This window comes from Pseudomonas sp. KBS0707 (genome assembly GCF_005937945.2).
In the GTDB taxonomy this organism is placed as follows: domain Bacteria; phylum Pseudomonadota; class Gammaproteobacteria; order Pseudomonadales; family Pseudomonadaceae; genus Aquipseudomonas; species Aquipseudomonas amygdali.
On the sequence record NZ_CP041755.1, the window covers coordinates 1 to 25948 of the forward strand.

Sequence of the window (25948 nt, forward strand, 5' to 3'; positions counted from 1 at the left end):
ATGAGTCACGACAACGCGATCAGTCTTGCCCTCGCGACCTCCCCCACGGCCAACGCTGATCCTCTGGCCACGAGCACCCACATGCCACCGGCCCGTTTCTTCGAAGACGGCACTGCGCTCAACCGGTTATTGCTGGAAGCGCCGTACCTCGCGCGGTGCAGCGACGACAAAACCGCGACCCGCGTTCGTCCACGTGAATACGCGCTGCGTTACCCCTACATGCAGGTCAATCGTCCTGGCATGGTGTCCTGGCTGGTGTTCGACCTGGACCATGCCAACGCCTTGGCCTGGGACGATGCCGGGTTACCTGCGCCGAACCTGATGGTGCGCAATCGCAAAAGCGGCCATTCCCAGCTGTTCTATGCCGTGCCGTCCGTGTGCACCACCGAGAATGCACGGGCCAAGCCGATTCAGTACATGAAGGCGATCTATGCCGCGTTTGCTGCTCGCCTCGACGCGGACGTGGACTACCACGGTGGCCCTGTGGCCAAGACACCGGGTCACCCTTGGTGGGAGACGACCGAATTCCACAGCCACATATACGAACTGGGCGAACTGGCGAGTGCGGTGGAGTTGACCGTCAAGCCGTGGGCCACCGGCCCCAAGCTTGACCAGGTCAGTCATTCGCGGCACTGCATCCTGTTCGAGCAATTGCGTTATTTTGCGTACAGCATCGTCAATCGCGAGCGCGAGCTGGGTTCGTTCGAGTCGTTCATGCGCTCGCTCGATGCGTATGCGTACAACCACAACAGCTTTCTGAAGCAGGGGTTTTCGGAAAACCTGCCGCTGTCGTCGATACGCGCCACGGTCAAATCCGTAGGCCGCTGGACGTGGGATCGCTACACCGGTGATCGCCGTTGCCACCGAGGGGCCATGCAGCTCGATGGCAGCTTGTCGCTCACCGAACGGCAGAGCCTGGCGGCCAAGCGCACTAATGAGCTGAGGCACAAAGCCACAGAATCGAAGATCCGCGCCGCGTGCAGGCAGCTTCAGGACCAGGGCAAAGCGTTGGTGCGTTCTGCCATTGCCACGCTCGCCGGCGTTTCGGTGAGAACGGTGGCCAGCTACGCGCACATCCTCACGGAAGTCTCCCGACCGGCCACTGTGAGCGTTCTCAGGGCCAGCCGTAAGGCTGTGTCCGTACCACCTCGGCAAGATCGTTCACCTGCTACCCCACCCGTTCAGGCCCACGTTGGTCAGCCTGCTGATGGCCGCGCCTCGAGTGTGCAATCCGGTGTACATCAGATATCTGCGGTACCGCAGGGGCCGCAAGCCGGAGAGCTCTTAAAAACAGAACATGATGATTGTTCATGATGGGGCGTGGTTGAATGAGTTAATTGCGACCAGGCAGTGGTTCATGCATAGGAATTTCAAAATGCCTATGCATCAGGCTGACGCTATGACGGAGGCGTCATGCCTTCAATGCATAGGCATTTCAAAATGCCTATGCATGAACGCTTTGCTCATCTGCGCAAAATACAGTTTTTGCGCTTTGCCACGCCTTTCCATGCGTAGCGCCTCATACACCCGGGGTAGCTGTCGGCCACAGACGCGGTTGGCCAGAAATCCAAAATACCGGATCATCCGAAAGTGCTTCTCCGGGATGTGCTGCACCACCCGGAAAAGCATGTCGGCCTGGCTCAGCGTTTCCTGCTGATAGGTCTGTGTGCGGTGATCCAGGTAGGTGAAGCTCAACGTGGCCCCGTTGGTGTAATGCGCCAGACGACTGCCCGAGATGGGCGGTTTTTTCAGGTAGCGGCCCAGGTAATTGACGGTCTTTCGGCCGTTTTTCGTCTTCTTCGACAAGTGGATGTGCCAGTGCTGGCCACCAGCGGTCAGTATCAAACGGCGCCAGTCGCTTTCACAGAGGATGTGGGCCAGCGGCGGCGGCATCGTCAGTTGCGAAAGCGGCTGTCCCAGCAGGTAATCGCGCACCAGCCACATCCAGCGCCGCCGCAGGGCCTCTTTGTGGAACGACAGATTTTTCCAGACGCCCTGCTCATCCAGGCCGCCCGCGGTCACCGACAGGTGGACGTGGGGATGCCAGTTGAGCCGCCGGCCATAGGTGTGCAGCGCCCCTTAAATCCCGACGCGCAAACCGCGCCGCTTGGCGGCGTAGATCAGGTTATCGGCCGCCAGCCGAAACAGCGCATCGAGCAGCCAGCGGTTGTAGAAGAACAGGGGCCATAGCGTGTGATGTCGCGTAAGCCGCCCTCCTCGAGGAGGTGTGCCCAGCACTGGTTAGCGGTGAAGAGGTTTTTGAGCGGTCGAGGTGTGTAGGCAGGACTCATCTGAAGCAGCAGCGGTGGGTAAGCAGGCTTCATGATGGTCAATAACGGGCCTCATGGCAAAGCTCAAATCGATGTTTCTGCTGCTACGCGATCGTAAGAACGGGCGATTTGCAGCCGCAGGCTGCCCTGTTCATATGATGCGAAAATGACGTACACATGGCGTAAACGCTATGTAACAGTGATGTAAAACCCTCCCAGCTGGAGAAAGCCACATGGCCAACCTCTCACCCATCGTTTCAGAATTCGAAACCGATGAACAGGCCGCAAGCTACGACCGCTGGTTTCGCGCCAAGGTCGCCGCCAGTCTGGCCGATCCGCGTCCGGCCATCCCTCATGATGAGGTCATGGCGGAAATAGAAGCGCTGATCGATCAGGTTGAAACCCAACGTGAGAAACGCTGATGCTGCCGGTGGTCTGGCTCAGTCCCGCACTGGATGATCTGCGCGAAATCGCAACCTACATCGCATGGGAAAACCCGAGCGCAGCGCGCCGGTTGAAAAGCCTCCTGCAGGAGGCTATCGAGCCGGTAGCCGAACACCCCTATTTATATCGTTCTGGGCGAGCGCCAGGCACTCGCGAGCTGGTGGCTCACCCAAACTACGTCTTGGTCTATCGTGTCACCCTCAAGCGCATCGAGGTCGTGAACGTAATCCACGCTAGGCAGGAATACCCCTCTCCCTGATTGGTGGCGTATTTGCGGGTATTAAGCGGCTGCTTGCTGAGCGTCCGTAGGACGATCCTCTTTCGGACAGCGTATTGAGCAGATTACCGTGAGCTCAGGAGAGTCCTGCGGCTCCTTAAGTCGGTTGGCTGTTCCATTGCTCCCCGGCCCCCTAGAACGGAGCCTCAGGCACCACGGATTTCATCGGTACAAACGCTGCCGTGCAATCGACCGGTGTTCCGTTACCAGGACTTCCGGACACCGTGACGTCATCCTTTATCGAAGGCGCCAGTTTGTTGGCGAAACTGACCGGCCCTGGCCCCAATATGAAGTGGGTCGAGGTGAGTCCGGTGAAGCTGGGTTGGGTTCCGTCAAAGACAACGTTATCCAGCGTGATGAAAATCGGTCGTTTTTGGCCGTTGTCATTGTATCCGACAAAAGTCGTCTTACCGCCACCGAAGCGTTGGCTGCCCAGGTAGTGGAAGCCTTTCACGGTGATACCACTGAAATCAGGGTACGAGGTTCCGCCGGCGCTGCCGTAGTTGGTGTCGAACACTAGCGGGAATTTGACGTTGCGCATGCATATGTTCGCGTAGCTGACGCTGTCGACGGTCCCTCCGCTCTTGGCTCCTGACTTTATTCTCAATCCAATGCCGTCCTGGCTGTCTGCGCCATCTGCTGCCAGATCCACAACGCTGACATTGTGTACGCCGCCGTTGGTTTCACTGCCGATGGACAAGCCGTGCCCATAGTAGAAGTGATTGTGCGCGAACATCAGGTCCCGGCTGCCGGGGAGGCGGCTGGACTTTATCGCTACGTTGTCATCGCCTGTACTGATATAGGAGTAGGCCAGCAGTACCTTGTGTGATTGGCCGGGGTCGAAGCCATCGGTGTTCTTCACGGTTTCCGGGGTAAAGCAGGTGCCCGGGGTTTTCTGGTCAGGCGTCGAGCCGGTCGGGCAGTGATAACCCTCAACCGTATAGACGCGGCTGGGATTCAAAATCTTGATCCCCCAGACAGTCACCCCTGTCACGCCGTCAGTCACAATGTTGAAGGCCGGCGCGTTTTGCAGCGTTAGCCCCTGGATGACAAAGTCTGTCCCCCCACTGACCTGAATCAGGCGCGGTTTTTGCTGGTAAGCATTGGACAAGGTCTTCTGGTAAACAAGGTCCCACCAGCTGCGCAGATTGGCATTTGCCCCTGAGGTAAGCAGACTCCCGCCGCGACCATCAATCACGCCTTTTCCGATCACGCCGCTGGCGCGGGTGTTTTTTGCAGAAATCAGCGAGTTGCAGGCGTCCTGATTGGCGACCGTGGTCACTCCGCAGGTGCCCTTGCCGTTGTCATAGTCTTTGGGGTTGCGTGACGCGAAAAGCGTAACGCCCTCGTCGACCCACAGCGTAACGCCAGACTTCAGTTGCAGAGGACCGCTGAGGAACGCTGAGTTGTCACCTGTGCCTTTGACAAGCTGGACGGCTTGTCCGGCGGCACAACCGTCGATTGCACTCTGGATTCTGTCCTGGTCAGGTCGGGAGTCGAGCGCCGCACTGTCGACACTGTCCAGTGAGCCGTTCCTGGGCGTTAGTGTGGCCTGTATCTGCTTGCAAACTGGCGGGCTGGATGGCTCGCTTACCCTGCCCCAGGACGTGACTACTGCAGCGTCGCTGGCCGCCTGCGTGGGTAAAGTGACAGTAAGCGAAATACCCACGGAAGTGGCTATCCAGAATACGTGCCGAAACGTGCAGGCACCGTATTTTTGCCCCGCCGCGATGAAAGATTGCATGTTCATGAAAGCTTTCCTACCTATTTTTTGACCAATGAGCGCCACCGACACTTATGAATGATGACAGGCCTGGGCTTGTGTTCAGTTACCTTTCTATCAATGTCTCTGCATTGAACAATGGCGACTTTCGGTGCTTCAATCCCGATACGCACAATCTGATCGAACTCTGAAACAACGAGGACTTGGATCTCAATCCCACCCTCAATCATAATATTTTCACCTTCACGGCGAGTCAGAACAAGCATAGAGTTTTCCTCTCTTATTGATTGCCTGGAGGTGGACATGGACGAGCCTCTACTGATTAGGCCCAGCATGTAGCGGCTGGGCATGCTTGGTCACGACTCCGGATCAAGAATCTTCACGCAAGGATTTCAAGGCCGCCAAGCCTAGTTCTGCCAGAAAGATTACAATTGAAGCGATGAGCGCCAAAAGCCCCTCTTTAACAAGCACAAGGTCAGTAGTGGGAAGGCCAATTTCAAGCAGAAACTCTCCGAAAATGAGCACTCCAATGCATGCAATTGAAAGCTTCATAAGACATTTCGTGCCTCTTTTGCGGGGAGAAAATTAAGTTCTGCTAATGTGGACCTGTCTTTTCTCGTGATTTTTAGATAACGCAGTCTTTGGTTGGCGTTCATAGTCATTAGGTTCCACCAGTACGAAACCAAGAGCCCCCGTCATTGACTTGTATCAACAAAAGCATCGAGAAGGGGGGGGGGAGCCGGCCCCTTATAAAATTCCGTTCCCCCCAGCTCCAGCCTGTCCAGGTCGATCATTTGCCGCTCTGGAAGGTGTAGTGGCCGTTCAGTAGAATGTGACGCCAGGCCGCCGGTGAAATCAATGTCGGTGCGCTTGGTGAACTCCTCCTTTCCACCGACCCGCGCGATGGTCGTCCCCAGCCGGAACCAGACCCTATACACTCGCGCGCCGACTCACTACATGTTTCCTCCAAACCCTCTTAAGTCAGCTTCTGCAAGTCCAGACACTATTAATTTGCCAATGATCAGACTGCCTTCCCCCTGCAGTGACTTCCCAGCTATCTAAAACTACAGAGTGAGCATTACCGAACTGTTTTCTACAGTTATCGTAAGCTTGACTCCAGTGCGAATTCCACACCTGCTGATTTGTAGGATTTGCAGGCTTTACATCACCAAACACTGAAACTGCTCCTAGATCTTCTGCGTAGGTTGAAGTTGATATAGCGAAAAAAAAAGAAATTCCGAATACCATTGTAGCAAATAATGTAAAATTATTATTTTTGGGTAATATTTTCAGCATGAATTTTCTCCGCCATGGCTGATATTTGATAGCTTGAAGTTGATTTTTTATTTTTCGATATTAAACGATTCATTTTGCTGTTGCAAATAGAGGCCTAATCAGGGGGGGCGCAAAATTCTGAAAATAGCTAGTTGTGCGAGATCCGTAAACGGCTGGGTCTTTCTCTCCAACTCATGCTGAAGGGTAGCCAGAAGTCTTGTGAAATGCTGCGCAAAGGCAGTGGAGGTCCGTCCGAACGCCGCATTCAGTTCACCAGACGCGACGAACGCACGGGTAAGAACCTGCTGCGACGATTGCGCATGACTGTTTTCGGCTGAAGAGGAAGTACGAGAAAAACTCGGCGGGAATGAATGGGGGAAGCAGGTGATCCGAGCTGGATTCATTGGTCTATTCCTTCTCTCAGCGGTGTAGCTTTCCATAAAAATATGAGTGGTGCTCCGCCCAGAAAAGTTCCTAGAGATTGGGTGAAAATTCATCGCTGCCTAATATGTAACGGCTTGCAATCGAAAATGGGCGTGCTCGCAGCCAGCGACTTTTCAGCTCAGATTATCTGCGACTGACGGAGCCCTCGGGCTCACATTAGTTGCGAGCGAGCTTGCATTCAACTGCGTCTGCTTGCATTACATCGCTGGCAACTCACATTAGCTGCGAGTGAAAATGAGCGGGGCAGATCGGCAAATCCGCTGCGAGCATTTCGTCGCGCAGTGTGTCCATGTCAGTGGTGTGCTTCCCGCTCGACGCATTCGCCGGTTTTGAGTCTGTCTTTGGAACCCAAGAGCCCTTGCGACCACACATTGGATCTGATTAATTCATCCGGGACAGCTAATAGAGCTATGAATCCTCTACGATCTATTCAACACAACATTACAACTCCCCCAATCAGTGGCGGTCAGCCATTAGACGCGGTGGGCCCTCAGGCCCAGCAATCCCATCCTAAAAGGATTTCACCTTCTCAATTGAGCCAAAGCGCTCACCAGGCTCTAGAACGCCTTTCAGCTAATGCCGAACACCAACGCCTTGCATCACTGGTACGCAACGCTCTGCAGGATGGCACATTTCAATTTCAATCCAGTAACCACACGCAAGTAACCTATAAAGCGTCAATCTGTCTGCCAGCTGACACCGATACCGTGAGAACCGACCACTTGATTAATAACGAGCTGACGGTTCAGGCCCGATTAAATGATCAATCGGAGTACGACATCGTCAGCGCACATTTGCATGGCTCTTCGAAAGCCATATCCTTCGACGTACCCAGCCCCCCACCCGCACATGGTTCAGCATCTTCTGTCTTGAGTGAACGGACCCATCTAGGTATGAGTAGCGTTCTCTCACAAGATGCAGTGGATAGCAGTAGCCTGGAAACTCCGTTAGTGAGCTCGCCAGACCATTCTCGTCCGCCATCACAGCCAAAGCCCGTGCATATCGGGTCGGTCCGCAGGGACTCTGGTAGCCTTGTTTCCGATAACCCGGTAGTGCAGGCCCTGCTATCGTTTGTGCAGGCCGACCAGGCATTTCCACCACAGGCCGCGAGCATTGCCGGGGTCCAGCTGGAAATGCGGTCACGTCGGGATATTGAGCAAGCACTTGAGGAATTAAAAGGCGCCTTCACGGTGGAGAAGGCGCAACTGATGTCCGGGGGCAGCTCGTCGGAGCGGGTAGATGAGGACGTCAACGCAGACATCCATATACCCTTATTGCTCAAGGCTATCGAGCGGGGGGCTGGGGCATTTGGCCCAGGCGCGTTGATTGAGATCGCGGATGGCGGCCAGATAAGCGCGAAAGCATTTCTCGCCTCATGTGCTCCCACGATCACGTCCAATGACGATGTCCTCTCCGAGTTCATCAACCAGAAACTCAAGGGGGACGACGATCTTCAGGTTCGCCTGGGCGCACAGGAATTGTTGCATGTAGCCACCAAGAAGGAATTCCAGCTCGGCGGTCTAGCCGGCAGCATCGGGGTCAGCAGCATACTCGGCTCGGCATGGGAGCTTGGCGCTTCTGAGCTTTTGAAAAATGCCATCTTCGGCAAAAATTTCTCACCGAGCCAATATGCCCTGCAATTGGCTGGAATCGATTCAGTGCCTCCTTTTATTATCGAGGCCATGGACTCCTTTTGCGTACTTGTCATCATCAAAGGCATGAAAGGTGAGTTGTGGTCCATGAAAGATCTACTCCCCAAGGCGTTGAAGGCAGGCGCCATCTCCTCGGCGATGTCATTCCCCAATAATGTTTTGCAGTACGCAGGCTTCAAATCCAGAGTCGCCGATCTTGCGGCAAACTCGATAACAACTGAAGCGGCCATCTTTGGCGCCGCCTCCGGTATCCCACCCGAGGTCAAGGAAAGTGAAGAGCTGATGCGTGCTGGCTTATTCCAGAGCATGAAGGACGGCGTGATGGCTCATCCAGGCGAGGGGATGGATACCAAAGAGACGATTGAGCGGATGACGCGCCATGCGCTGGATATTGCTCCGGGTGAGAGCACCGCTGTCAAGTCCATGGGACTGGCAGCGATTGTCGGGATGATTCCACTGATTGCCAGCAGCAAGGCAACCGGGCTAGTGTCGGAACAGATACTGCGTATTTTCCGGAACGCCGTCTTCAATCCAATCGAAGCCATCGCTCTGAACGCGTTGGCGCTTGGCGGGCGTGTCAACGTTCCCGGGCTATTTGATTCCGACAATGCCAAGCATGCACGCGTGGCACAAACCATCCTTGCGCGGGCCAGCCAGCACATGGAAGCTGGAGACCGTGAAATTTCCGCAGAGGAGCTACATCAAATGCTGGCTCCCCGGAGCGAGTTCCTGCGCCATGTGGGATCTGCGATTGTCAACGGCATGAATGCCAGCTTTGAGGCAATTCCCGCCCTGGTTCGGAAGCTTGGATACGGTGAGGCTCCATTGGCCGAACGTATTCCGTATCAAGACCTGGCTGTGCCCGACACGTCGCGGCAGCCCGCACCCTGAATCATAGTCGACGCGACCTACTGGACTTCACGAGCAGCAGTCAGGCGGGTAGCATGGTTTTTCACCGTGCTACCCTCGCCATCGCGGATGCTCCCACATTTGTCGGCACTACGGGTCAATCTGGGGCTACCGTCGACTGGACAAGCGCAGATTTGGCTAAAGCGGACATCAATAACTTTGCTTTCTCTGGATGCGTCACATCATCTGGACCTACTTGCTCTACAACACCAAATCCTTCTGTGTGTATAGCTTTTGGTTTAAATAGCAGTTTTGCCGCCCCTGGCACTGAGGCCAGTAATGTCAGAGGATCATACAGGTTTAGCTTCGTCACCTTAGGCCAGATATCTTCAAACGAACTCTCTTTATTTTTATCCAGTTGTGCTGCTTCAATCTGTGCATTTGGCATGAACGTCCGAAAGAACCATGAGTCATCCAACCCGGGAAGCAATCCAGCTTGAATACCTTCCCAGAGGCCTTTCAACGCACTCTTCTGAACGTCTCTCAGGTAGTGGCCTACTGGATGTCCGCTCCCCGCTATCCCTTCGTAAAATGAAGGCGAAACCGCCGTTTTATAGGCCGCCTCCTTTGTCACTATACGAAGTGGAATGCCAAGCTCCTGCGCTTTCCGATAAAGACTGCGCGCAGCATCCATGTCGGTCGCATTGTTGTAAGCGCGTGCATCAGGCTGTACAAAACCATCTGCGTCCTTTAAAGGCTCGACGCCGCCCATGATGGTAATGTCATCAACCCGTTCGCGCACCATATCCGGGCAGGTAGTGATGAGAGCATTGATATCACTCATGCCTGCAATTACGACAATACCGACTCCATGTGGCGCACGGGCCAGGCGCCTGCTCATGTCCTGCAAGCTGTCGCGGTGTATTTCACCAGGTCCAGCCCTTAAAGCATGACCTTCCAGTAAAAATTTGGCATGTTCCTTCGACTGAAGCGAATTCATCGCGTAATCCCGACCACGCGACACATGCACGTCATGCAACCCAAGCTTGTTGAACACGCCTTTGGCCATCTCGGCACGTTGAGAGCGAACTTCAGCATCACCCAGTGTTGCCACTACGTCCGTGATGTGCACAAAGCCCTCAGCCTGCAATTGCTTGCCCAAGGTGTAGGTCACGACATCATCCGGGTCCTTGTTAGGATCAGTGAAAAACCACGTATCCTTAGGTAACCGGGGCTTGTGTAATCTCAGTTCATTGATGGCCATGTTTTCGTCTGAGGTCAGATGAGAGTTACAGGCTCCCACTTGTGCAAGCATCGTGCGCTGTGCCGCAGTCAATAAAGCTGGCGCACTTTTCGACCGCTCCAAAACTGGGCTGCTCATGCTTGCTTGCTGAGAAAGTGCTGATTGCACGCTACTTTCCGATGGGGTACGTGATATTTGTTTTAACTGATCTAGGATGAGACGTGAGGTGGTATGGCCTGCGGTGATAGGACGATGCATTGAGTCGACCTCCTGGATAGATGAACCTGCTGTGTGGCAAGCAACGCCGTTTCGGTTTCATCACCAGGGTCAAGTGCAGCTCGCTCCGGGTTAGAACAGGGCAGCCTGCGGCTGCAAATCGCCCGTTCTTGATCATCATGAAGCCTGCTTACCCACCGCTGCTTCAGATGAGTCCAGCCTACACACCTCGACCGCTCAAAAACCTCTTCACCGCCAATCAATGCTGGGCACACCTTCTCGAGGAGGGCGGCTTGCGCGACATCGAAGTCGAGTCCGTCACCAAAATGCTGGCCTGCGGCACCTCGATCCTGGGCGTCAAACACTACACCTGCGGCAACGACAGCTGCCCGCACGTCAAATACCTCTGCAACACCTGCAGTTGCCGCGCTTGTCCATCCTGCGGTAAAAAAGCTACCGATCAGTGGATCGCCAATCAACAGCACCGCTTACCCGAGTGTACCTGGCAACACCTGGTGTTCACATTGCCTGACACCCTGTGGCCGCTATTCTTTCATAACCGTCACTGGCTCGATGCCTTGTGCCGCCTGGCCGTCGACAACCTGCTCTATGCGGGCCGACGCCGGGGCGTGGAGGTGGGTGTTTTCTGCGCCATCCACCTACGGCCGGCGACTTAACTGGCACCCACACATCCATGTCTCGGTCACCTTGGGTGGAATCGATGACGCAGGTGTCTGGAAAGATCTGTCGTGTCATCCATCAGCCTTGCGTCGACGCTGGATGTGGAATGTACGCCAGTACCTGCTCAGTCAGTGGGAGCACACCACCGTCCCACCTGAAAACGCTCATCTGCAGAGCGAAAATGACTGGCGTCACCTTGTGCTCAACGCTGGTGGTCAGCACTGGCACATCCACTTGTCGAAGAAGACGAAAAACGGCAAAAAGACCGTCAATTACCTGGGCCGCTACCTGAAAAAACCGCCGATCTCGGGCAGTCGTCTGGCCCATTACACCTGCGGGGCCACGTTGAGCTTCACCTACCTGGATCACCGCACACAGACCTATCAGCAGGAAACGCTGAGCCAGGCCGACATGCTGCGCCGGGTGGTGCAGCACATCCCGGAAAAGCATTTCCGGATGATCCGGTATTTTGGATTTCTGGCCAACCGCGTCTGTGGCCGACAGCTACCCCGGGTGTATGAGGCGCTACGCATGGAAAGGCGTGGCAAAGCGCAAAAACTGTATTTTGCGCAGATGAGCAAAGCGTTCTTGTATCGGGATCCGTTCAGCTGCGTGCTGTGCGGAGCACGGATGGTTTATACCGCAGCCATCGCCGGGCTGACGGTGCAGGGACTGGTCCTCAACGCTCAGGCGATCGCGCAGATGAGGTACGTGAAGCCCTGACAGGGGGAAGGTGCGTCCGCACCTAGGCTTCGCGGTGAAATAACCTGCATTAACGCTTGCTGATAGGTATTGGGGAGTATCAGTTTTTTTGTGTTCGGGCTGGTTAGGGCCTGCCGTCAGGCAGGCCCTTGTTTTACCAGCTCGGTCTGGTAAATCGGTCTCCGTATAGGATCGCAAATTGATTCATTGCCACTTTCCAGTCGTGTGCCGCATGACCCCAGTTGGCGGTGATGTTGCGCAACCCAAGCCATATCAGTTTCGTCGCAGCCTCATCGGTCGGGAAGTGCCCTCGAGTCTTGATGATCTTGCGTAACTGGGCATTGATGCTCTCGATGGCATTGGTCGTGTAAACCACTTTGCGAATGCCCGCCGGAAAAACAAAAAACGGTATAACCCGATCCCAGGCGCGACGCCATGCAGCAACTACAGTCGGATACTGCTTGCCCCAGGGGCCCGCTTCAAAGGCGTTAAGCTCTTGCTCAGCCACATCGGCATTGATCGCCTGGTAGATCGGCTTGAGTGCTTTGGCCAGTGCCCGACGTTTATCCCAAGCGGCATAGTCCAAGCTGTTGCGGATCAGATGCACGATGCAGGTTTGCAGCGTCGTGGCAGGAAAAACCGCCCCCAACGCCTCCGGTATTCCTTTGAGGCCATCCGTGACGGCGATCAGAACATCTTCAACGCCACGAGTCTTGAGGTCGTTGAACACCTTCATCCAAAACTTGATGCATAGGAATTTCAATAATTCCTATACAGGGTAATCCTCCTAAAAAGGCACCCTCTGCGTGATGCCAACGTGGCGTCGATGTCGGCAAAAAGCTTTTTTCACCGATCACCCACGCCGAAAAATGGATTGAAAGCAACTTTTCTGTACCTTTTCCAGATTTTGGACGCACCTCTCCCGTCTAAGGCCGGCACGTACCTCAATTGCGCGATGCTTTGAGCGTTGTTGATCAAGCCCTGCACGGTCAGGCCGGCGATGGCTGCGGTATAAACCATCCGTGCTCCGCACAGCACGCAGCTGAACGGATCCCGATGCAAGAACGCTTTGCTCATCTGCGCAAAATACAGTTTTTGCGCTTTGCCACGCCTTTCCATGCGTAGCGCCTCATACACCCGGGGTAGCTGTCGGCCACAGACGCGGTTGGCCAGAAATCCAAAATACCGGATCATCCGAAAGTGCTTCTCCGGGATGTGCTGCACCCCTCGGCGCAGCATGTCGGCCTGGCTTAGTGTTTCCTGCTGATAGGTCTTGGTGCGGTGATCCAGGTAGGTGAAGCTCAACGTGGCACCGGAGGTGTAATGGGCCAGACGACTGCCCGAGATCGGCGGTTTTTTCAGGTAGCGGCCCAGGTAATTGACGGTCTTTTTGCCGTTTTTCGTCTTCTTCGACAAGTGGATGTGCCAGTGCTGACCACCGGCGTTGAGCACGAGGTGACGCCAGTCATTTTCGCTTTGCAGATGAGCGTTTTCAGGTGGGACGGTGGTGTGCTCCCACTGACTGAGCAGGTACTGGCGTACATTCCACATCCAGCGTCGACGCAAGGCTGATGGATGACACGACAGATCTTTCCAGACACCTGCGTCATCGATCCCACCCAAGGTGACCGAGACATGGATGTGGGGGTGCCAGTTAAGTCGCCGGCCGTAGGTGGATGGCGCAGAAAACACCCACCTCCACGCCCCGGCGTCGGCCCGCATAGAGCAGGTTGTCGACGGCCAGGCGGCACAAGGCATCGAGCCAGTGACGGTTATGAAAGAATAGCGGCCACAGGGTGTCAGGCAATGTGAACCTCAACGCTCAGGCGATTGCGCAGATGAGGTACGTGAAGCCCTGACAGGGGGTAGGTGCGTCCGCACCTAGGCTTCGCGGTGAAATAACCTGCATTAATGCTTGTTGATAGGGATTTTCACTGCATAAGTAACGCATCAGCGTCTTCCTACCCATCGCTTTGAAGGCATGACGCCTCCGTCATAGCATCAGCCTGATGCATAGGCATTTTGAAATTCCTATGCATGAACACCAGGTGTTGCCAGGTACACTCGGGTAAGCGGTGCTGTTGATTGGCGATCCACTGATCGGTAGCTTTTTTACCGCAGGATGGACAGGCGCGGCAGCCGCAGGTGTTGCACAGGTATTTGACGTGCGGGCAGCTGTCGTTGCCGCAGGTGTAGTGTTTGACGCCCAGGATCGAGGTGCCGCAGGCCAGCATTTTGCTGACGGCCCCGACTTCGATGTCGCGCAAGCCGCCTTCCTCGAGGAGGTGTGCCCAGCATTGATTGGCGGTGAAGAGGTTTTTGAGCGGTCGAGGTGTGTGGCTGGACTCATCTGAAGCAGCAGCGGTGGGTAAGCAGGCTTCATGATGATCAATAATGGGCCTCATGACAAAGCTCAAATCCATGCTCCTGCTGCTACGCGATCGTAAGAACGGGCGATTTGCAGCCGCAGGCTGCCCTGTTCTAAATAGGCTCCATTAGCCATCTCATTTAGCTAGTACTAAATCTTTTGCAGTGAAGGGAGGTCTTACGTTACAGTTTTTGCCATGACGCAACCCTGATTGGCTATGCCCGCTGCTCGACCGACAAACAAGACCTCGCTGTTTAGCCGGAAACGCTCCCCTTAAGTCGGTTCGCTGTTCCAGCGCTCCCCGGACCCCAAATCGTGGCCAAAGTTTCCGATCCGGAAACTTTCCTACAGAGAGGAGAAGGAGGGCCGGGCTGCACGATGGTTCACGGGCAGACACTGAGCTTAAGTGCACTTTCTGTTCCGTTGTTCCCTAACCCCAGAATCAGCCACAAAAGAATTTGCTATAAATTTTTTGTTTAAAGAAAAAATTCGGAGTTGCAAAATAAGGGTAACTGACAAAACGGCAAATGCTTGCAAGGAAATAAAAATGTATACCGACACGTTATCGAGCGAAGTAAAATATATTATTGGAATCAAAATAAAAAGCATTACTAAATTTATAATTATCTGCGGTGTTAGAGTGTCACTCATAGCGCGTAAATGGCTTGTAGTAACCATGAAGAAACCAGAGCTTGCCATAGAAAAAGAAATAACTAAAAAGGCCTTTTCTGAAAACTCTAAAGAATTATCTCCAAATACATAAAACAAGGGTTTTCCACCGATAAGCAAAAAAATAGAAACTAACAATATCAAGGCTGTACAGGTGATAATACCTTTTAAATACAAATTATTTTCAGTGGCGATATTTTTGCTAGTATAAACGCTGTGCATTTGAGAAAAAGCAACTAAAGGTATACTTAATAAGCCGATGACAGACATGCAAATAGACAAATGTCCCGCTAATGAACTATCTAAGGATAAGAGCTTTTCATTCAACAGGTAGTAGTATAGCTTTTGCCCTGCCAGACCGGCCGCTATAGGAAATCCAAGAGACACCACATCATGTAGTATTGCTGACTTTTTATTTGCTTCAAAAACATAACCTTGCCTTTTAGAGAGCAAAGCTAAAGAAACTAATATGAGTATTTCAACCAAAGAAAAATATCCAATCGCAAAATATGAAAAAAACTTATCCTTTGATATGAAAAAAGCCAGTCCTAAAACTGCGCATCCTGAAAGGATACTCCATCTCTTTATTTTTGCACAAATGTAAGAAGCCCCTGTAGACTCATGAAAAATATGTAGATAAGTGTTCAAAACCAATAATGGTATAGCGGGTATATAAATAGCGGACAACAAAAAAAATTTTTCTCCATCTATTTTTAATCCTGCTCCGGCTAAGGAAAAATATACCAAAATAGCCACAAAAAAAGCACAAACGGAAAATACAATAGATATTTTAAAGCCTTCTTCAAAGATAGCTTGAGGCGTTAATTTGTCTCGATGGAGGTGAAAAATGTTTCCAATAGATGCTAAAGGCATAGAAAATACAGTTGATACTACAGAGTATACTGCTAAAGTGTATGCGAATTCTGGAAGATCGTGAATGTTCTTATGGGCTAAGAGTGCTGCGGATATAGAGACGCCAAAAAAGGGAAATAATCGACTTTCGATAAAACTGAGCAGGTTTTTTTTTATGTTCTGTAGGTATGGAGGCATTATTACTCCCATATATTTGTCATATAGTAGCCAAATTCTTCTTTATATAAGTCTTGAACTAACTTAAAAGCGATGCGAAGATTTTTTTTATCTTTTTCTCCACGAGTTCCGAAATAAGGGTAATGATGAAAATAATAACCAAAAATATGTTCACAATCCGTAATGTATGCTCTAGTATCCAGAATGTGGTGATGCCAAATTTCATCAACTTCCAATAATGGAGGTAACACATTGTATTTACGCTGATATTTTTTGTTTATATATAAAAGATTTCTATAATACTGTATACCAATTTCAGCCTCTAGGTATCCTCTGAAAAAGCCCATTTTTTTGGAGAGGAACCGGGCTGGAGCGCCTATATTTACTGGCTTCGACTTTTGAAGAAAAGGCTTTTTCAGACCTTCCCTAGCGGTGACCATCGTCTACATAACAACGGGTCATCACTGCAAAGCTTTTCTTGTATAGCCGAAAAATCTATACGTTCTATGTACTTAACTGCCTCATCCAGACTAGGCTCACTTTCGACATTTTTAGCAACCATCGAATGTGGTAGCGTATCTACTATAGAGTAGTATTGCTCGTTCATCATAATACCTAAAAGGGTAGGTCGATCGCCCAAAGGCGACCGACGCACGAATTGCTTACCAGCCACCGCCGCCTTGGCAGTGACCACCACCACCATTATTTTTAGCGGCAGCTTGGCGAGCAGCGATATACTGCATGGCCGCTATTGAAAGTTTTTGTGCTGGTTTAGTGCTTTCAAAAGTAGTTTTCATGTTTAGTTTATCCTTAAAAAATTCTAGACTGCGAAAGCAGTCAATATCAAAAATAAACTCTCTAAATCAGCTAGTCAACGCTTCAGTGCGTCATCGTGACGGGCTACATTGGATGTCTCCGTAGAATGCTGAGTAGCCATGCTGATTTCTTCGCGTATTGCTGTGGTTAGGTGTAACGACCTGCAATCGAAATGGCCCGGACCTGCAATCATCGCGTTTTTCGACCGGGATTGATTGCGTCTATCCGGCACCGCGAACCAGCATTGACTGCAAACGAGCGTGCATCCAACCACTTCGACCTGCAATCGAGAGCGGCCGACCAGGATTAAATGCGACTGAAAACCGATGATTTTAGCGGGGTTTACGCGCATGCACTCGGCTTAGTGCACTTTCTGTTTCATTGCTCCCCGCACCCTGTACTGCGATCACACGATTCAGTCCGGTAGCCCGGTAGCCCGGTAGCGCTGCTGTTGGAAGCTCCAACCTCTTACCTCCGTAAGGTGCCATAGTCAAGTTTTTCTCTTTAGACTCTAGAATTTGTGAACGTACCGTATCAAAAATTAAAAGCCGCCCTATTGAGACGCAAAAAGCGTCTCGGCCATACGTCTCACAAGAGTGTACTTATCTGAGACATCAACGGCGAGCAATCACTTGCAAATAATTCCGGTTCATGACGGTCGATTGCAGGTCTAACCGGATGAATGCAGGTTCATTCGCAAATAATCCCGGTTTGCTGGCTCGGATAGACGCAATCAATCCCGGTCGAGAAACGCGATGATTGCAGGTCCGGGCCATTTCGATTGCAGGTCGTTACACCTAGTCGGATTAATTCCGGGCGGTCGGCATGGCTGCCACTGGCATTTTCCATGTAGCACGATGCGATGGCCTTGCCGTAGCCGGAGACAAACGTTTCCAAATAATGACGCGCTCGACTTGCGTCCTGGTCATCGGTCGATGCTCGAAGGTATGCACGAATGAACATCGGTAGATCTGTCTCATTTTGGGTGTAGTCAAATCATTGTATCAAATTGGGTGTACGTTAAGTGTGCAAAGCTGAAATCTGTTCGTGCTGATTTTTGTGTCACTTGGGGTATACCCTATGTTGACGATAATAAGTAGCACCATGTGGTGACAAAAGTGCAGGTAAAATAAAAGAGGCTAGATATACGTAATCTCGTATAATTAGTCCATGAACAAAGTCCTCAAACAAATCATCTTTATGGGCTCAGCTCTAAACGACCTGAGAGCGTTCCCGATCTCTGCCCGCCGTGAGGCCGGCTTTCAGCTGGATAGGGTGCAGGTGGGCAATGATCCTGACGATTGGAAGCCCATGTGATCTACATTGCGAAATTAGCGACGGCGGTTTATGTCCTGCACTGCTTCCAAAAGAAGACGCAAAAAACGAGCAAGCATGACCTTGACCTCGCCGCCAAGCGGATGAAAGAACTGATTAAGGAGTTGAACTAATGACTGAATCAAATCAAGCCTTCAGCAGCGTCTGGGACGCCCTGGAGGACTCACCAGCCGAAGCAGAAAACATGCGTATTCGCACCAGCCTAATGACGGCTATCCGAGACTTTATCGAGGTGCGTCAGCTCTCGCAGGCTGACGCTGCGCAGCTGTTCAACGTAACGCAACCCCGCATTTCAGAACTCCAGCGCGGGAAGATCGACCTTTTCAGCGTGGATCGATTGATCAACATGCTCGCCCAGGGCGGCATGCACGTTGAAGTCAGTGTCAAAACTGCAGCTTGATACAGGTTACATGTGGTTGCGATTCCTGTAGTTTTGACTTCTTTCAGCCTGGTCTGCCCCTATGATTGTCGATCCTGACCTGCCTGGTCTTGCAACGAAGATCACTCAGAACTACAGCAACGCCCAGATTGCCCAATTGATCAGGATGATCAGTCCTGTTTCACCCTGCGCCCTGATGGCCGCGGACGAATTTGAGCGGGTCATGGCCGTGCTTGCGGGCCAGAATCGACGTCGGGCGTTCTCCGATCGCTCGATAAGTGCTGCCAGGCTTGTCTTGGTCATGGGTGCCAGCGTGTCCGAAGCAGCCTTGGAGACTGGATTGACCCGGCAGGTGGTTCACAGGCTTATGGCACGCATTCGGGCACGCCTGGAGGATTTGCCGGCTGATTGGGTCAAGGTTGAAGCCTGGCTTCCCCCAGCAGCTGCAGGTGACGTTCTGGCTTTGGCTCAATCACTCAGATCTGCTCGATCGTAATAGGAGAGGCGTGCCCTGGCTGTTTCAGCCTCGGTGCAGCTTGACCGCTGACAACCTCTGACGTGCGTTCCCTTCGCTGCGCTCAGGGCCGGGCTTACGTGCTGCGCATTGAGCCAGGCCATGAAGCCGACCCGTCTCGCCCCTTCGGGCTTCAATCCACGCCGGCGAGTCGGCTCTAACGCCTCCGGCCTCTCGGCCTGCGCGCTGTGCAGACCAAGCGCGCCCGTAATCCTCTACCCGCGTCAGAACGATCTGGCGGTTGCTCTGCGTGAGGTTGGCCGTGTGGAGCGAACACTCTTTACTATTGAGTGGATTCTAGACACGGACATGCAGCGGCGCGCCCAGATCGGCCTTAACAAGGGTGAGGCTCACCATGCTCTCAAGAATGCGTTGCGCATCGGCCGCCAGGGCGAAATACGTGACCGCACAAGCGAAGGGCAGCATTACCTGTAACGACCTGCAATCGAAATGGCCTCGACCTGCAATCATCGCGTTTTTCGACCGGGATTGATTGCGTCTATCCGAGCCAGCAAACCGGGATTATTTGCGAATGAACCTGCGTTCATCTGGTTCGACCTGCAATCGACTGTCATGAACCGGAATTATTTGCGAGTGATCGCTCGCCGCTTATGTCTCATTTGAGCACACCCTTGCGGGACGCGTGTCTGAGGCGTTTTTTATGTCTCAATAGGGCTGATTTTCATTTTTGATATAGTACTGTCACAAAATCTAGAGCCTAAAGAGACAAAAGCGCTATTGGGGTAGAGGACTGAATCTTGTGACCGCCACTATGGTGCTCTGGAATACAGGGTTTGGGAGTAACGAAATAGAATGTGCACTTAGCCCAGCTCCTGAAGACCACTGTTTGATGGACGCTAAATCATCGGTTTTTCAGTCGCATTTAATCCTGGTCGGTTGCGCTCGATTGCAGGTCGAAGTGGCTGGGTGCAGGTTCGTTTGCAGTCAATGCTGGTTCGCGGTGCCGGATAGACGCAATCAATCCCGGTCGAAAAACGCGATGATTGCAGGTCGAGGCCATTTCGATTGCAGGCCGCTACAATTACCGGATTGCTGGGCTCAACCTGCTCACCGCAATCATTATCTACTGGAACACCATCCTCTTTCGGACAGACGCTTAGGTTCGGCTCATGGAGAAAGAAGGCCAATAGCCACTATCCTTAAGTCGGTTCGCTGTTCCATTGCTCCCCGGACCCCTAGTCCGGTTGATCAGCCCAGGCTCCAGCTGTGGCTTGATGAGTCCTGAAGCGTTTGAGCGAGTCATGGAAATAATGGCAGGCCAGAGCCGAAGCAGGGCGTTCTCTGATCGATCACGGCATGCCGCCAGGCTAATCCTGGTCATGGGGGCTAGTGTGGCCGAGGCAGCTGCAGCCACTGGTATGGCTAGGCAGGTGGTGCACCGTTTGATGGCCCGAATTAGAGCCCGAATGGAAGCATTGCCTACCGACTGGGTGAAGGTAGAGGTGTGGCTGCCGCCAACGGAAGCCCGTGAGGTCCTGGATCTGGCAAGGATGCTTAGGACTTCGCATGAACTCCCTGCAGGTTTTGCAGAAGAACGGTTAGGACCCTGGCCAGGCTAAGTAGTTGTAGCGACTTCCATCTACCTATCAATGCCGATGTTCGTGGCTAGCCGGGCAAATTATCGTGATGAGCGAGCTGCTGGGCTGAACGCACGAAGAGCGCCTGCTCGCACAGGCGTTCTTTAGGCCTCATATGAGAACGACGTGTCAGCTTAGCGTCACGTCCTTCATCGCAGGAATATAACCGTAGTCATATTCTTCCTGCACGAACGAGCGATCCCCTTTCAAGAGGATTCTCACCGTCGGCGCTTCGGTCCCGCCGATACGATAATCCTCGCCTTCGGTGGGCACGCTGTCGATGAACGAGGTCACCAGACCGTTCGGCATGACGCAGTGCGAATACGTCTGGAAAGGCTGCTCGGGCGGATTGCCGAGCACCAGGCCGGAAGCGTTCATTGGCCGGTACGGACCGAACAAATGTTCGCCGACAAAACCGTAGACACCGTCTGGCCCTGTAAGACCTTCGGCATACGTAAACTTGTGACTGATGGTGAACAAGTAATACTTGCCGTCTTGAAAGACATAGTGCGGGCGCTCGGTCTGATCGTTCACGCCGACGGCCGTCACCAATGGCGGAAGTATTTCCCACTCTTCGCCACTGAGATCTTTTGCAACCGCCAGACCGATACAACCCACCTGGAATCTGGCACCCCCCACGTCTTCATGACCCGGCGGCACAGGGCCAAGTTCGGCAGCCCCTACTGTGTGCGAGCCGCGTTCACCGGCGACATTGCCTTCAAACACCATGTACAACTTGCCGTCATTAGGATCAATGAACGGACTGGGATCGCGAAAGTTCCAGCTCGAGTTCTGCGCTTCGGTTTGATAATACGTTCCGTCGGCCTCGAACAGTTTTTTGACCTGGGTAAAGTCTTTCAACTCCACGCCTTGATCGGACGTCACAATACGGCCACGTACCTTGGCGATCGCTGCGCCGGGTGTGACGCAGGTGTAATAAAGATCAATATCGCCTTTGTCATTCAACAGTATGGGTGTGCCCGCCCACTCTCGAGTGGTGGGCGATACCCCCTCGGCCATTACACGACCACCAAAGATCCAGTCCTTGCCGGTACGCGAGTACCAGTAGCACATGCGTGCGCGGCCATGACGATCTTCCCAGTCACGCTTGATGTCATAACGGCCATTGGCGTCGAGGTATTGCGGATCATTGGGGTGACGGTCAGCCGTCAGGGTCAGGATAACCGACCAGCCGTTGACCGAAACCACCGTGCCATCCAGCTCGCGCAGCGGCATGGTATCCCAGATGAATACCGTATCACTCATGACCGGAAAGTCCGCACTGACCAGTGGCTGCGTGGTGGTCGGGTCATTTTCATTGACCTTCAGCGCATCGGCGCGGGACCAGACAGTGGGTTCGTAGTTGATGTTACCTGCTAGAGGACTATTTTTGAGCTGGCTTACAGCAGAGCTGCTAGTGGACATAATTGATACCTTTAAATAGCTTTGGGAGGCAGCAGCGACGCTGCTGTACCTCTTTCGCTCAAAGGCGATAACTCAAGGCTCACGGCCTTCACATGATTCAGCGTCCCGCAGCGGGAGCACTTGATTTGGAGTTCGGTGTAGTCACCCATGCGGGCCAGCAGCTTCTTGCACTGCCCGCATCGGTAGTCTTTCAACATTTGCATTGGTCTCCTTGTGCTTCGCCCAATAAAAAACCCCGGCTGGGCGGGGTTTGGGGGATCGCAATTTACCGTTTGGCGCTGTTTAAAAGCCCGTATCCGGCGGCTGCCCTGAGGCGCAAATCGCATATCGTGGTGCCTTTTTACCTCCCTCCGGAAAGGCTGGAAAGGGGCAGTTTCGGGGTAGGTCGAGTTTGGCCGGAGTTCAACATGAGTTCGACCACAGCTGCGCCATTGACCTGGATAAACGGTACGTGTATCAGCTTGCAATCGAAAACCTGCGGGCTCGCATTAATTGCGACTATCAGTAGCCGCTGGCTCGGATTATGTGCCACTCAGCTCATGGTATTTGCGACCAGTGTCGGTTTCTGAAATAAATGCGACATCTGATTGGCGAAGGCCTCAATCGGCGGCTTTGGATTTTCGAAATAGCTGCGACGGCTAAGGGCAATTAATGCGACTGCCTTAGGAAAGCCAGACGTTGAGCGAGTCCGGCTAACCGAACGTGCGCTCGTCATCCGGTGTTTCAATCCACACCAGTGTCTCGGCGAACGTTATCGGCGGACTGTAGAAGTTGCCTTGCACCATTGTGCAGCCCAGACTCGTCAGCATATTCAGCTCGTCCTGCGTCTCGACACCCTCGATCACGCAGTCCAACGACATGTCCAGGCTCAGGGCTACCAGCGACTTGACGATCTTGTAACTGGTCGGATTGTCATGCACGCTCGTCACAAAACTGCGAGCAATCTTCAGTTTGGTCAGCGCTAGGGCGTGCAACTGACTGAGACTGGAGTAACCGGTGCCAAAATCGTCAAGGGAGATACCGCAACCTAGCTGGCGAAACTGGGCAATCGCCTGTTGAACCTGCCCAATGTCCTGCATGACGGCCGTTTCAGTGATTTCCAGATCAAGTCGTGAGGCGTCAAAACCACTGTTCTCTATTATCTCGACAATTTTCTTGACGCTTTCCCAAGTCGCGCAGTCATGGGCCGACAAATTGAACGACAGCTTGATCGGCGACGGCCAGGACAATGCTCGCTGTAGTGCCTGCGTCAACAAAGGGGCGGTCAGCTCGTTGATCATGCCGATCCGCTCAGCAATTGGAATGAAATGCGCAGGCGATACCGCGCCGAGTTCTGGACTGTTCCAGCGTGCCAGCGCCTCGAAAGCCACTGTTTCGCGTGTACAGCTTTCAATGATCGGCTGAAACAAGACGTGAAACTCCGTCTCCAGGTTCGCCCGACGCAATGCCTGCTCGGTTACGCCATCGGCATTAAGTTGTTCACGGTGACTGGCCGAAAACAGGCAAGTGGACCCGGGGTTGTGGTTCTTCCCTTGATAAAGGGCGTAATCTGCATATTCATACAGTTGGGCGGCATTGTCGGCGGTAGCCGGAAACGTCGCGAAACCCAGGGTCGCGCCGATCTGGATCGGTATTTCCGAGAGTTCGAAACCTTCATGTATCAACGTGCAAATGTGCTTGCCAAACATCAGCAACGCTTCGTCACTGATGTCGCCCTTGACGAGCAGTGCAAACTCGTCACCGCCCAGCCGCGATACCTGCACGGTATCGCTGACAGCGCTGATCAGCCGTTCAGCGACCAGCATCAGCAGCCGGTCACCGACACTATGGCCATACAGGTCGTTGACAGGCTTGAACCCGTCCAGATCCAGCACACCCACCGCTAGCCCGCTCCGCTGTAGCAGTGCCTCGTTCATCGCCGTATCCAGTGTCTGGAAAAAATGCCGACGATTAGGTAGGCCGGTCAGGCTGTCCCGATTGGCCAACAACAGGTTCGCGTTGCTCAGTTGTTCAGTCTTGAACTGGGCGTTCACCAGGCTGGTGAAGGCGCGGTACTGATAGCGAAGAATGATCAGCATGCCGATCGATACCAGCACAATATTTGCCGCCGTGGCGATAAACGTGATGTTGTGTGTTGAGGCGAAGAAAATAACGAACGCTGTGTTGACGATCACTGCGGTAATCAAGGCTGCAGACTGCAAATGCATCATGCAGAAAATGCACACAATCACGGTGATGCCCATGAAAAACGCCACTTGCGCCTGGGTATAGGCATCGCCATAGGGGTACATTGATAAAGACCATGCCGCAAATGCGGTGGAGATGATACCCACCAGCCTATTGGTGCCGCGAAGCGTCTCGAGAATAGTGCTTGAAGCTGGCGGCGGCTTGTTTACCGTAAGCAGCCACTTGCGCGCGCGAATGCCGCACCCGATGGTAAGGACTGTCGGTACCAGCAACGTCAGCCACATCGGGGCAGTTGCCCAATGGGTAAAGGCAAGCGCCCAGGTGTTGACCAACAGCACGAAGTACATCAGCGGCAGTTGTCGGGACAATGCGATGTATTGAGCTTGCAGCAGCCGAGGATTATCGGAGGGCACGGACATCAGGGTGCGCAAGGCCCCCATCATTTTTTTCAGCATCGCAAGGCTTCTCTGTCAGTACATTCAAAGCGCAAGCGGCTTGCTGCTCATCATGCGAGCCAGGTTGTAACCTGCTCACCTGTAATGCTCTCGGCAGCGATAATTAATTCTTTACGGTAAAACAGGACTGAGCATTGGCGCGCTATGACGTGATCGAGAAGGATCACCGTCAGTATTACGGATACGACGAGCCGGAGGTGGCTGGGCAAGACGGTGCATGAGTGAACTGTTGGAGCACACCAGCCATATCGAGGATCGGCTGGTGGAACTTGATCGAGCCATCAATCAGATCGCTCGCGAAGATGATCGTAGCCGTAGGCTGCTGCAATTGCGTGGGGTTGGCTCGACCACTGCAAGTGCTTTAGTGGCCAGTATTGGAGATGGGCACGACTTCAGAAACGGACGCCAAGTGGCTGCCTGGCTCGGTTTGACGCCAGGCCAATACAGTAGCGGCGGCAAGCAGCGCCTGGGGAGTATCACCAAAGCCGGGGATGCCTATTTACGCAGTCTACTGGTGCTTGGAGCTCGATCTGTCATGGCCAACCTGGGCGATAAGCAAGACCCTCTCAGTCGCTGGATCCGCAACCTCATAGAGCGACGGGGTTACTGGCGTGCGGCCGTGGCGATTGCCGCCAAGAATGCGAGGATGGCCTGGGCCGTTCTGCATTACGGCGACACGTTCAAGCCTGAACAGGCAGAACCAACGGGCGCGTAAACACCAGAGGTCATGACTGATCACCTTGTAAGGCGTTAGGGCGAGGATCATGAGCGGATAAAAGGATCAATGTGCACTGCCGTCGTTGATGTGAAGCGGGTTGGACCTGCGTGGGGGATACCTGAAAAATCGTATGGGAAATTCAGTCCCGGTTAGCGAACGAGGCCCTCACGTGCGTCTTTCATCAGGGTCCGAGCGATCAGCTCAAGATGACCGTTTGTAGTACCGCAGTCCTTCACCTTCTTACGTCGATCCGGCATATGCAGCTGAGTCAAACAGCAACTATTGGGCTTGTGCTCAATGGGGAAGCCCTTGTAGTACGATTTTTTCCGAATTCTCTAGGCTCCCCAAGAAGGCAATCGATAACCGAGGCATACGGATCGTCTCTGTGGATCCGCCCACCAGCCATCAAGGCATGACGGCTTAGTCGGGTGATGAGTTCACCGACCGCATGTCCCATTCGTTGCGTAAGATGTTCACCCTTCTAGCATTTGTGATCAGGGTTCCTGTGTGCCCTCCCCAGGAAATCAATTGGACTGAATCATCTCACTGTCGCTCGAATTCGATCCAAACCAGAATGGGATAGTCATACATTGTCTTTGGCCTGAAGCGGCTCAGTACACGACACGTTATGAACCCCGTGACAGGGGTAGGAATCTCGTTCATAAAATGTCCCTCAGCG

21 protein-coding genes and 8 pseudogenes are annotated in these 25948 nt (G+C 53.2%); 12 read left to right on the top strand and 17 right to left on the bottom strand.

Features of this window, described 5'->3' with window-relative positions:
- Positions 1–1314: a replication initiation protein gene (locus FFH21_RS28680; protein ID WP_032489053.1), complete on the top strand. Its 1314-nt coding sequence runs from the start codon at positions 1–3 to the stop codon at positions 1312–1314.
- Positions 1315–1443: 129 nt separating this feature from the next.
- On the opposite strand, the pseudogene FFH21_RS28685 reads toward FFH21_RS28680, so the two are convergent.
- Positions 1444–2324: pseudogene (locus FFH21_RS28685) on the bottom strand (transposase); the annotation flags it as partial.
- Positions 2325–2503: 179 nt separating this feature from the next.
- On the opposite strand from FFH21_RS28685, the gene FFH21_RS28695 reads away from it, so the two are divergent.
- Complete coding sequence (locus FFH21_RS28695) at positions 2504–2692, top strand: hypothetical protein (RefSeq protein WP_002556028.1); 189 nt, start codon at positions 2504–2506, stop codon at positions 2690–2692.
- On the top strand, positions 2692–2973 hold the full coding sequence (locus tag FFH21_RS28700) for a type II toxin-antitoxin system RelE/ParE family toxin (RefSeq protein ID WP_002556029.1): 282 nt from the start codon (positions 2692–2694) through the stop codon (positions 2971–2973). Before FFH21_RS28695 ends, FFH21_RS28700 begins: the two co-directional genes overlap by 1 nt.
- Before the next feature lie 151 nt (positions 2974–3124).
- Here FFH21_RS28700 and FFH21_RS28705 read toward each other — a convergent pair whose 3' ends face one another.
- The 5 genes from FFH21_RS28705 to FFH21_RS28725 all read right to left on the bottom strand — a co-directional run bounded on the left by FFH21_RS28705 (position 3125) and on the right by FFH21_RS28725 (position 6486).
- Positions 3125–4741 (bottom strand): glycoside hydrolase family 28 protein, encoded by a 1617-nt coding sequence (locus FFH21_RS28705; RefSeq protein WP_011282450.1) that lies wholly within the window; start codon positions 4739–4741, stop codon positions 3125–3127.
- A 14-nt stretch (positions 4742–4755) separates the two neighbouring features.
- Positions 4756–4980, bottom strand: coding sequence for a carbon storage regulator (locus FFH21_RS28710; protein ID WP_041924893.1), 225 nt, complete (start codon positions 4978–4980; stop codon positions 4756–4758).
- A gap of 103 nt (positions 4981–5083) precedes the next feature.
- Complete coding sequence (locus FFH21_RS28715; RefSeq protein WP_004661237.1) at positions 5084–5266, bottom strand: hypothetical protein; 183 nt, start codon at positions 5264–5266, stop codon at positions 5084–5086.
- 429 nt (positions 5267–5695) lie between these two features.
- Positions 5696–6010: a hypothetical protein gene (locus FFH21_RS28720; protein ID WP_081002620.1), complete on the bottom strand. Its 315-nt coding sequence runs from the start codon at positions 6008–6010 to the stop codon at positions 5696–5698.
- A 98-nt stretch (positions 6011–6108) separates the two neighbouring features.
- Positions 6109–6486 carry a HopW family type III effector protein gene (locus tag FFH21_RS28725; RefSeq protein WP_306110115.1) on the bottom strand — a complete coding sequence of 126 codons (378 nt, stop codon included), beginning with the start codon at positions 6484–6486 and terminating at the stop codon, positions 6109–6111.
- Positions 6487–6843: 357 nt separating this feature from the next.
- On the opposite strand from FFH21_RS28725, the gene hopD1 reads away from it, so the two are divergent.
- Positions 6844–8976 (top strand): type III secretion system effector HopD1, encoded by a 2133-nt coding sequence (gene hopD1 / locus FFH21_RS28730; RefSeq protein ID WP_011282444.1) that lies wholly within the window; start codon positions 6844–6846, stop codon positions 8974–8976.
- A gap of 115 nt (positions 8977–9091) precedes the next feature.
- On the opposite strand, the gene hopQ1-1 is transcribed toward hopD1, so the two are convergent.
- On the bottom strand, positions 9092–10315 hold the full coding sequence (gene hopQ1-1 / locus FFH21_RS28735; RefSeq protein ID WP_041924895.1) for a type III secretion system effector HopQ1-1: 1224 nt from the start codon (positions 10313–10315) through the stop codon (positions 9092–9094).
- A gap of 257 nt (positions 10316–10572) precedes the next feature.
- Here hopQ1-1 and FFH21_RS28745 point away from each other — a divergent pair.
- A protein-coding gene (locus FFH21_RS28745; protein WP_095211518.1) for an IS91 family transposase occupies positions 10573–11797 on the top strand; the annotation gives its coding sequence in 2 pieces (ribosomal slippage) (positions 10573–11054 and positions 11053–11797; 1227 coding nt in all).
- 133 nt (positions 11798–11930) lie between these two features.
- Here the strand turns inward: FFH21_RS28745 and FFH21_RS28755 are convergent.
- The 7 genes and pseudogenes from FFH21_RS28755 to FFH21_RS30290 all read right to left on the bottom strand — a co-directional run.
- Positions 11931–12521, bottom strand: a pseudogene (locus FFH21_RS28755) (IS256-like element ISPsy17 family transposase); the annotation flags it as partial.
- Positions 12522–12706: 185 nt separating this feature from the next.
- A pseudogene (locus FFH21_RS28760) lies at positions 12707–13589 on the bottom strand (IS91 family transposase); the annotation flags it as partial.
- Between the two features lie 229 nt (positions 13590–13818).
- Positions 13819–14159 (bottom strand): annotated as a pseudogene (locus FFH21_RS28765) (transposase zinc-binding domain-containing protein); the annotation flags it as partial.
- Between the two features lie 387 nt (positions 14160–14546).
- The gene (locus FFH21_RS28775) at positions 14547–15863 is read right to left on the bottom strand and encodes a hypothetical protein (protein ID WP_011282482.1); all 1317 of its coding nucleotides are present in this window, start codon (positions 15861–15863) and stop codon (positions 14547–14549) included.
- Between the two features lie 2 nt (positions 15864–15865).
- Positions 15866–16282, bottom strand: coding sequence for a hypothetical protein (locus tag FFH21_RS28780; RefSeq protein ID WP_011282483.1), 417 nt, complete (start codon positions 16280–16282; stop codon positions 15866–15868).
- A gap of 222 nt (positions 16283–16504) precedes the next feature.
- Positions 16505–16639 (bottom strand): hypothetical protein, encoded by a 135-nt coding sequence (locus FFH21_RS30760; protein ID WP_011282443.1) that lies wholly within the window; start codon positions 16637–16639, stop codon positions 16505–16507.
- Positions 16640–17456: 817 nt separating this feature from the next.
- Positions 17457–17621: pseudogene (locus FFH21_RS30290) on the bottom strand (recombinase family protein); the annotation flags it as partial.
- Between the two features lie 207 nt (positions 17622–17828).
- On the opposite strand from FFH21_RS30290, the pseudogene FFH21_RS28795 reads away from it, so the two are divergent.
- The 5 genes and pseudogenes from FFH21_RS28795 to FFH21_RS28825 all read left to right on the top strand — a co-directional run bounded on the left by FFH21_RS28795 (position 17829) and on the right by FFH21_RS28825 (position 20466).
- Positions 17829–18106: pseudogene (locus tag FFH21_RS28795) on the top strand (type II toxin-antitoxin system RelE/ParE family toxin).
- Positions 18106–18393 (top strand): helix-turn-helix domain-containing protein, encoded by a 288-nt coding sequence (locus FFH21_RS28800; protein ID WP_005622028.1) that lies wholly within the window; start codon positions 18106–18108, stop codon positions 18391–18393. Before FFH21_RS28795 ends, FFH21_RS28800 begins: the two are co-directional and overlap by 1 nt.
- Before the next feature lie 61 nt (positions 18394–18454).
- On the top strand, positions 18455–18868 hold the full coding sequence (locus FFH21_RS28805; protein WP_011282452.1) for a TrfB-related DNA-binding protein: 414 nt from the start codon (positions 18455–18457) through the stop codon (positions 18866–18868).
- Positions 18869–19030: 162 nt separating this feature from the next.
- Positions 19031–19315 (top strand): annotated as a pseudogene (locus FFH21_RS28815) (Tn3 family transposase); the annotation flags it as partial.
- A gap of 806 nt (positions 19316–20121) precedes the next feature.
- Positions 20122–20466 (top strand): TrfB-related DNA-binding protein, encoded by a 345-nt coding sequence (locus FFH21_RS28825; protein ID WP_054082685.1) that lies wholly within the window; start codon positions 20122–20124, stop codon positions 20464–20466.
- A 147-nt stretch (positions 20467–20613) separates the two neighbouring features.
- Here FFH21_RS28825 and FFH21_RS28835 read toward each other — a convergent pair whose 3' ends face one another.
- On the bottom strand, positions 20614–21909 hold the full coding sequence (locus tag FFH21_RS28835; RefSeq protein WP_011282490.1) for a glycoside hydrolase family 68 protein: 1296 nt from the start codon (positions 21907–21909) through the stop codon (positions 20614–20616).
- Positions 21910–21920: 11 nt separating this feature from the next.
- Positions 21921–22112, bottom strand: coding sequence for a Com family DNA-binding transcriptional regulator (locus FFH21_RS28840; RefSeq protein ID WP_003381760.1), 192 nt, complete (start codon positions 22110–22112; stop codon positions 21921–21923).
- Between FFH21_RS28840 and FFH21_RS30765 the strand changes: the two genes are divergently transcribed.
- Entirely contained in the window at positions 22035–22478 is a 444-nt protein-coding gene (locus FFH21_RS30765) for a hypothetical protein (RefSeq protein ID WP_230851229.1), read from the top strand. The two genes, FFH21_RS28840 and FFH21_RS30765, sit on opposite strands and share 78 nt — an antisense overlap.
- Positions 22479–22601: 123 nt before the next feature.
- Here the strand turns inward: FFH21_RS30765 and FFH21_RS28850 are convergent, their stop codons facing one another.
- Positions 22602–24551 carry a bifunctional diguanylate cyclase/phosphodiesterase gene (locus FFH21_RS28850; RefSeq protein ID WP_011282440.1) on the bottom strand — a complete coding sequence of 650 codons (1950 nt, stop codon included), beginning with the start codon at positions 24549–24551 and terminating at the stop codon, positions 22602–22604.
- Between the two features lie 199 nt (positions 24552–24750).
- Between FFH21_RS28850 and FFH21_RS28855 the strand changes: the two are divergent.
- Positions 24751–25266: pseudogene (locus FFH21_RS28855) on the top strand (IS110-like element ISPsy16 family transposase); the annotation flags it as partial.
- Positions 25267–25948: the final 682 nt, after the last annotated feature.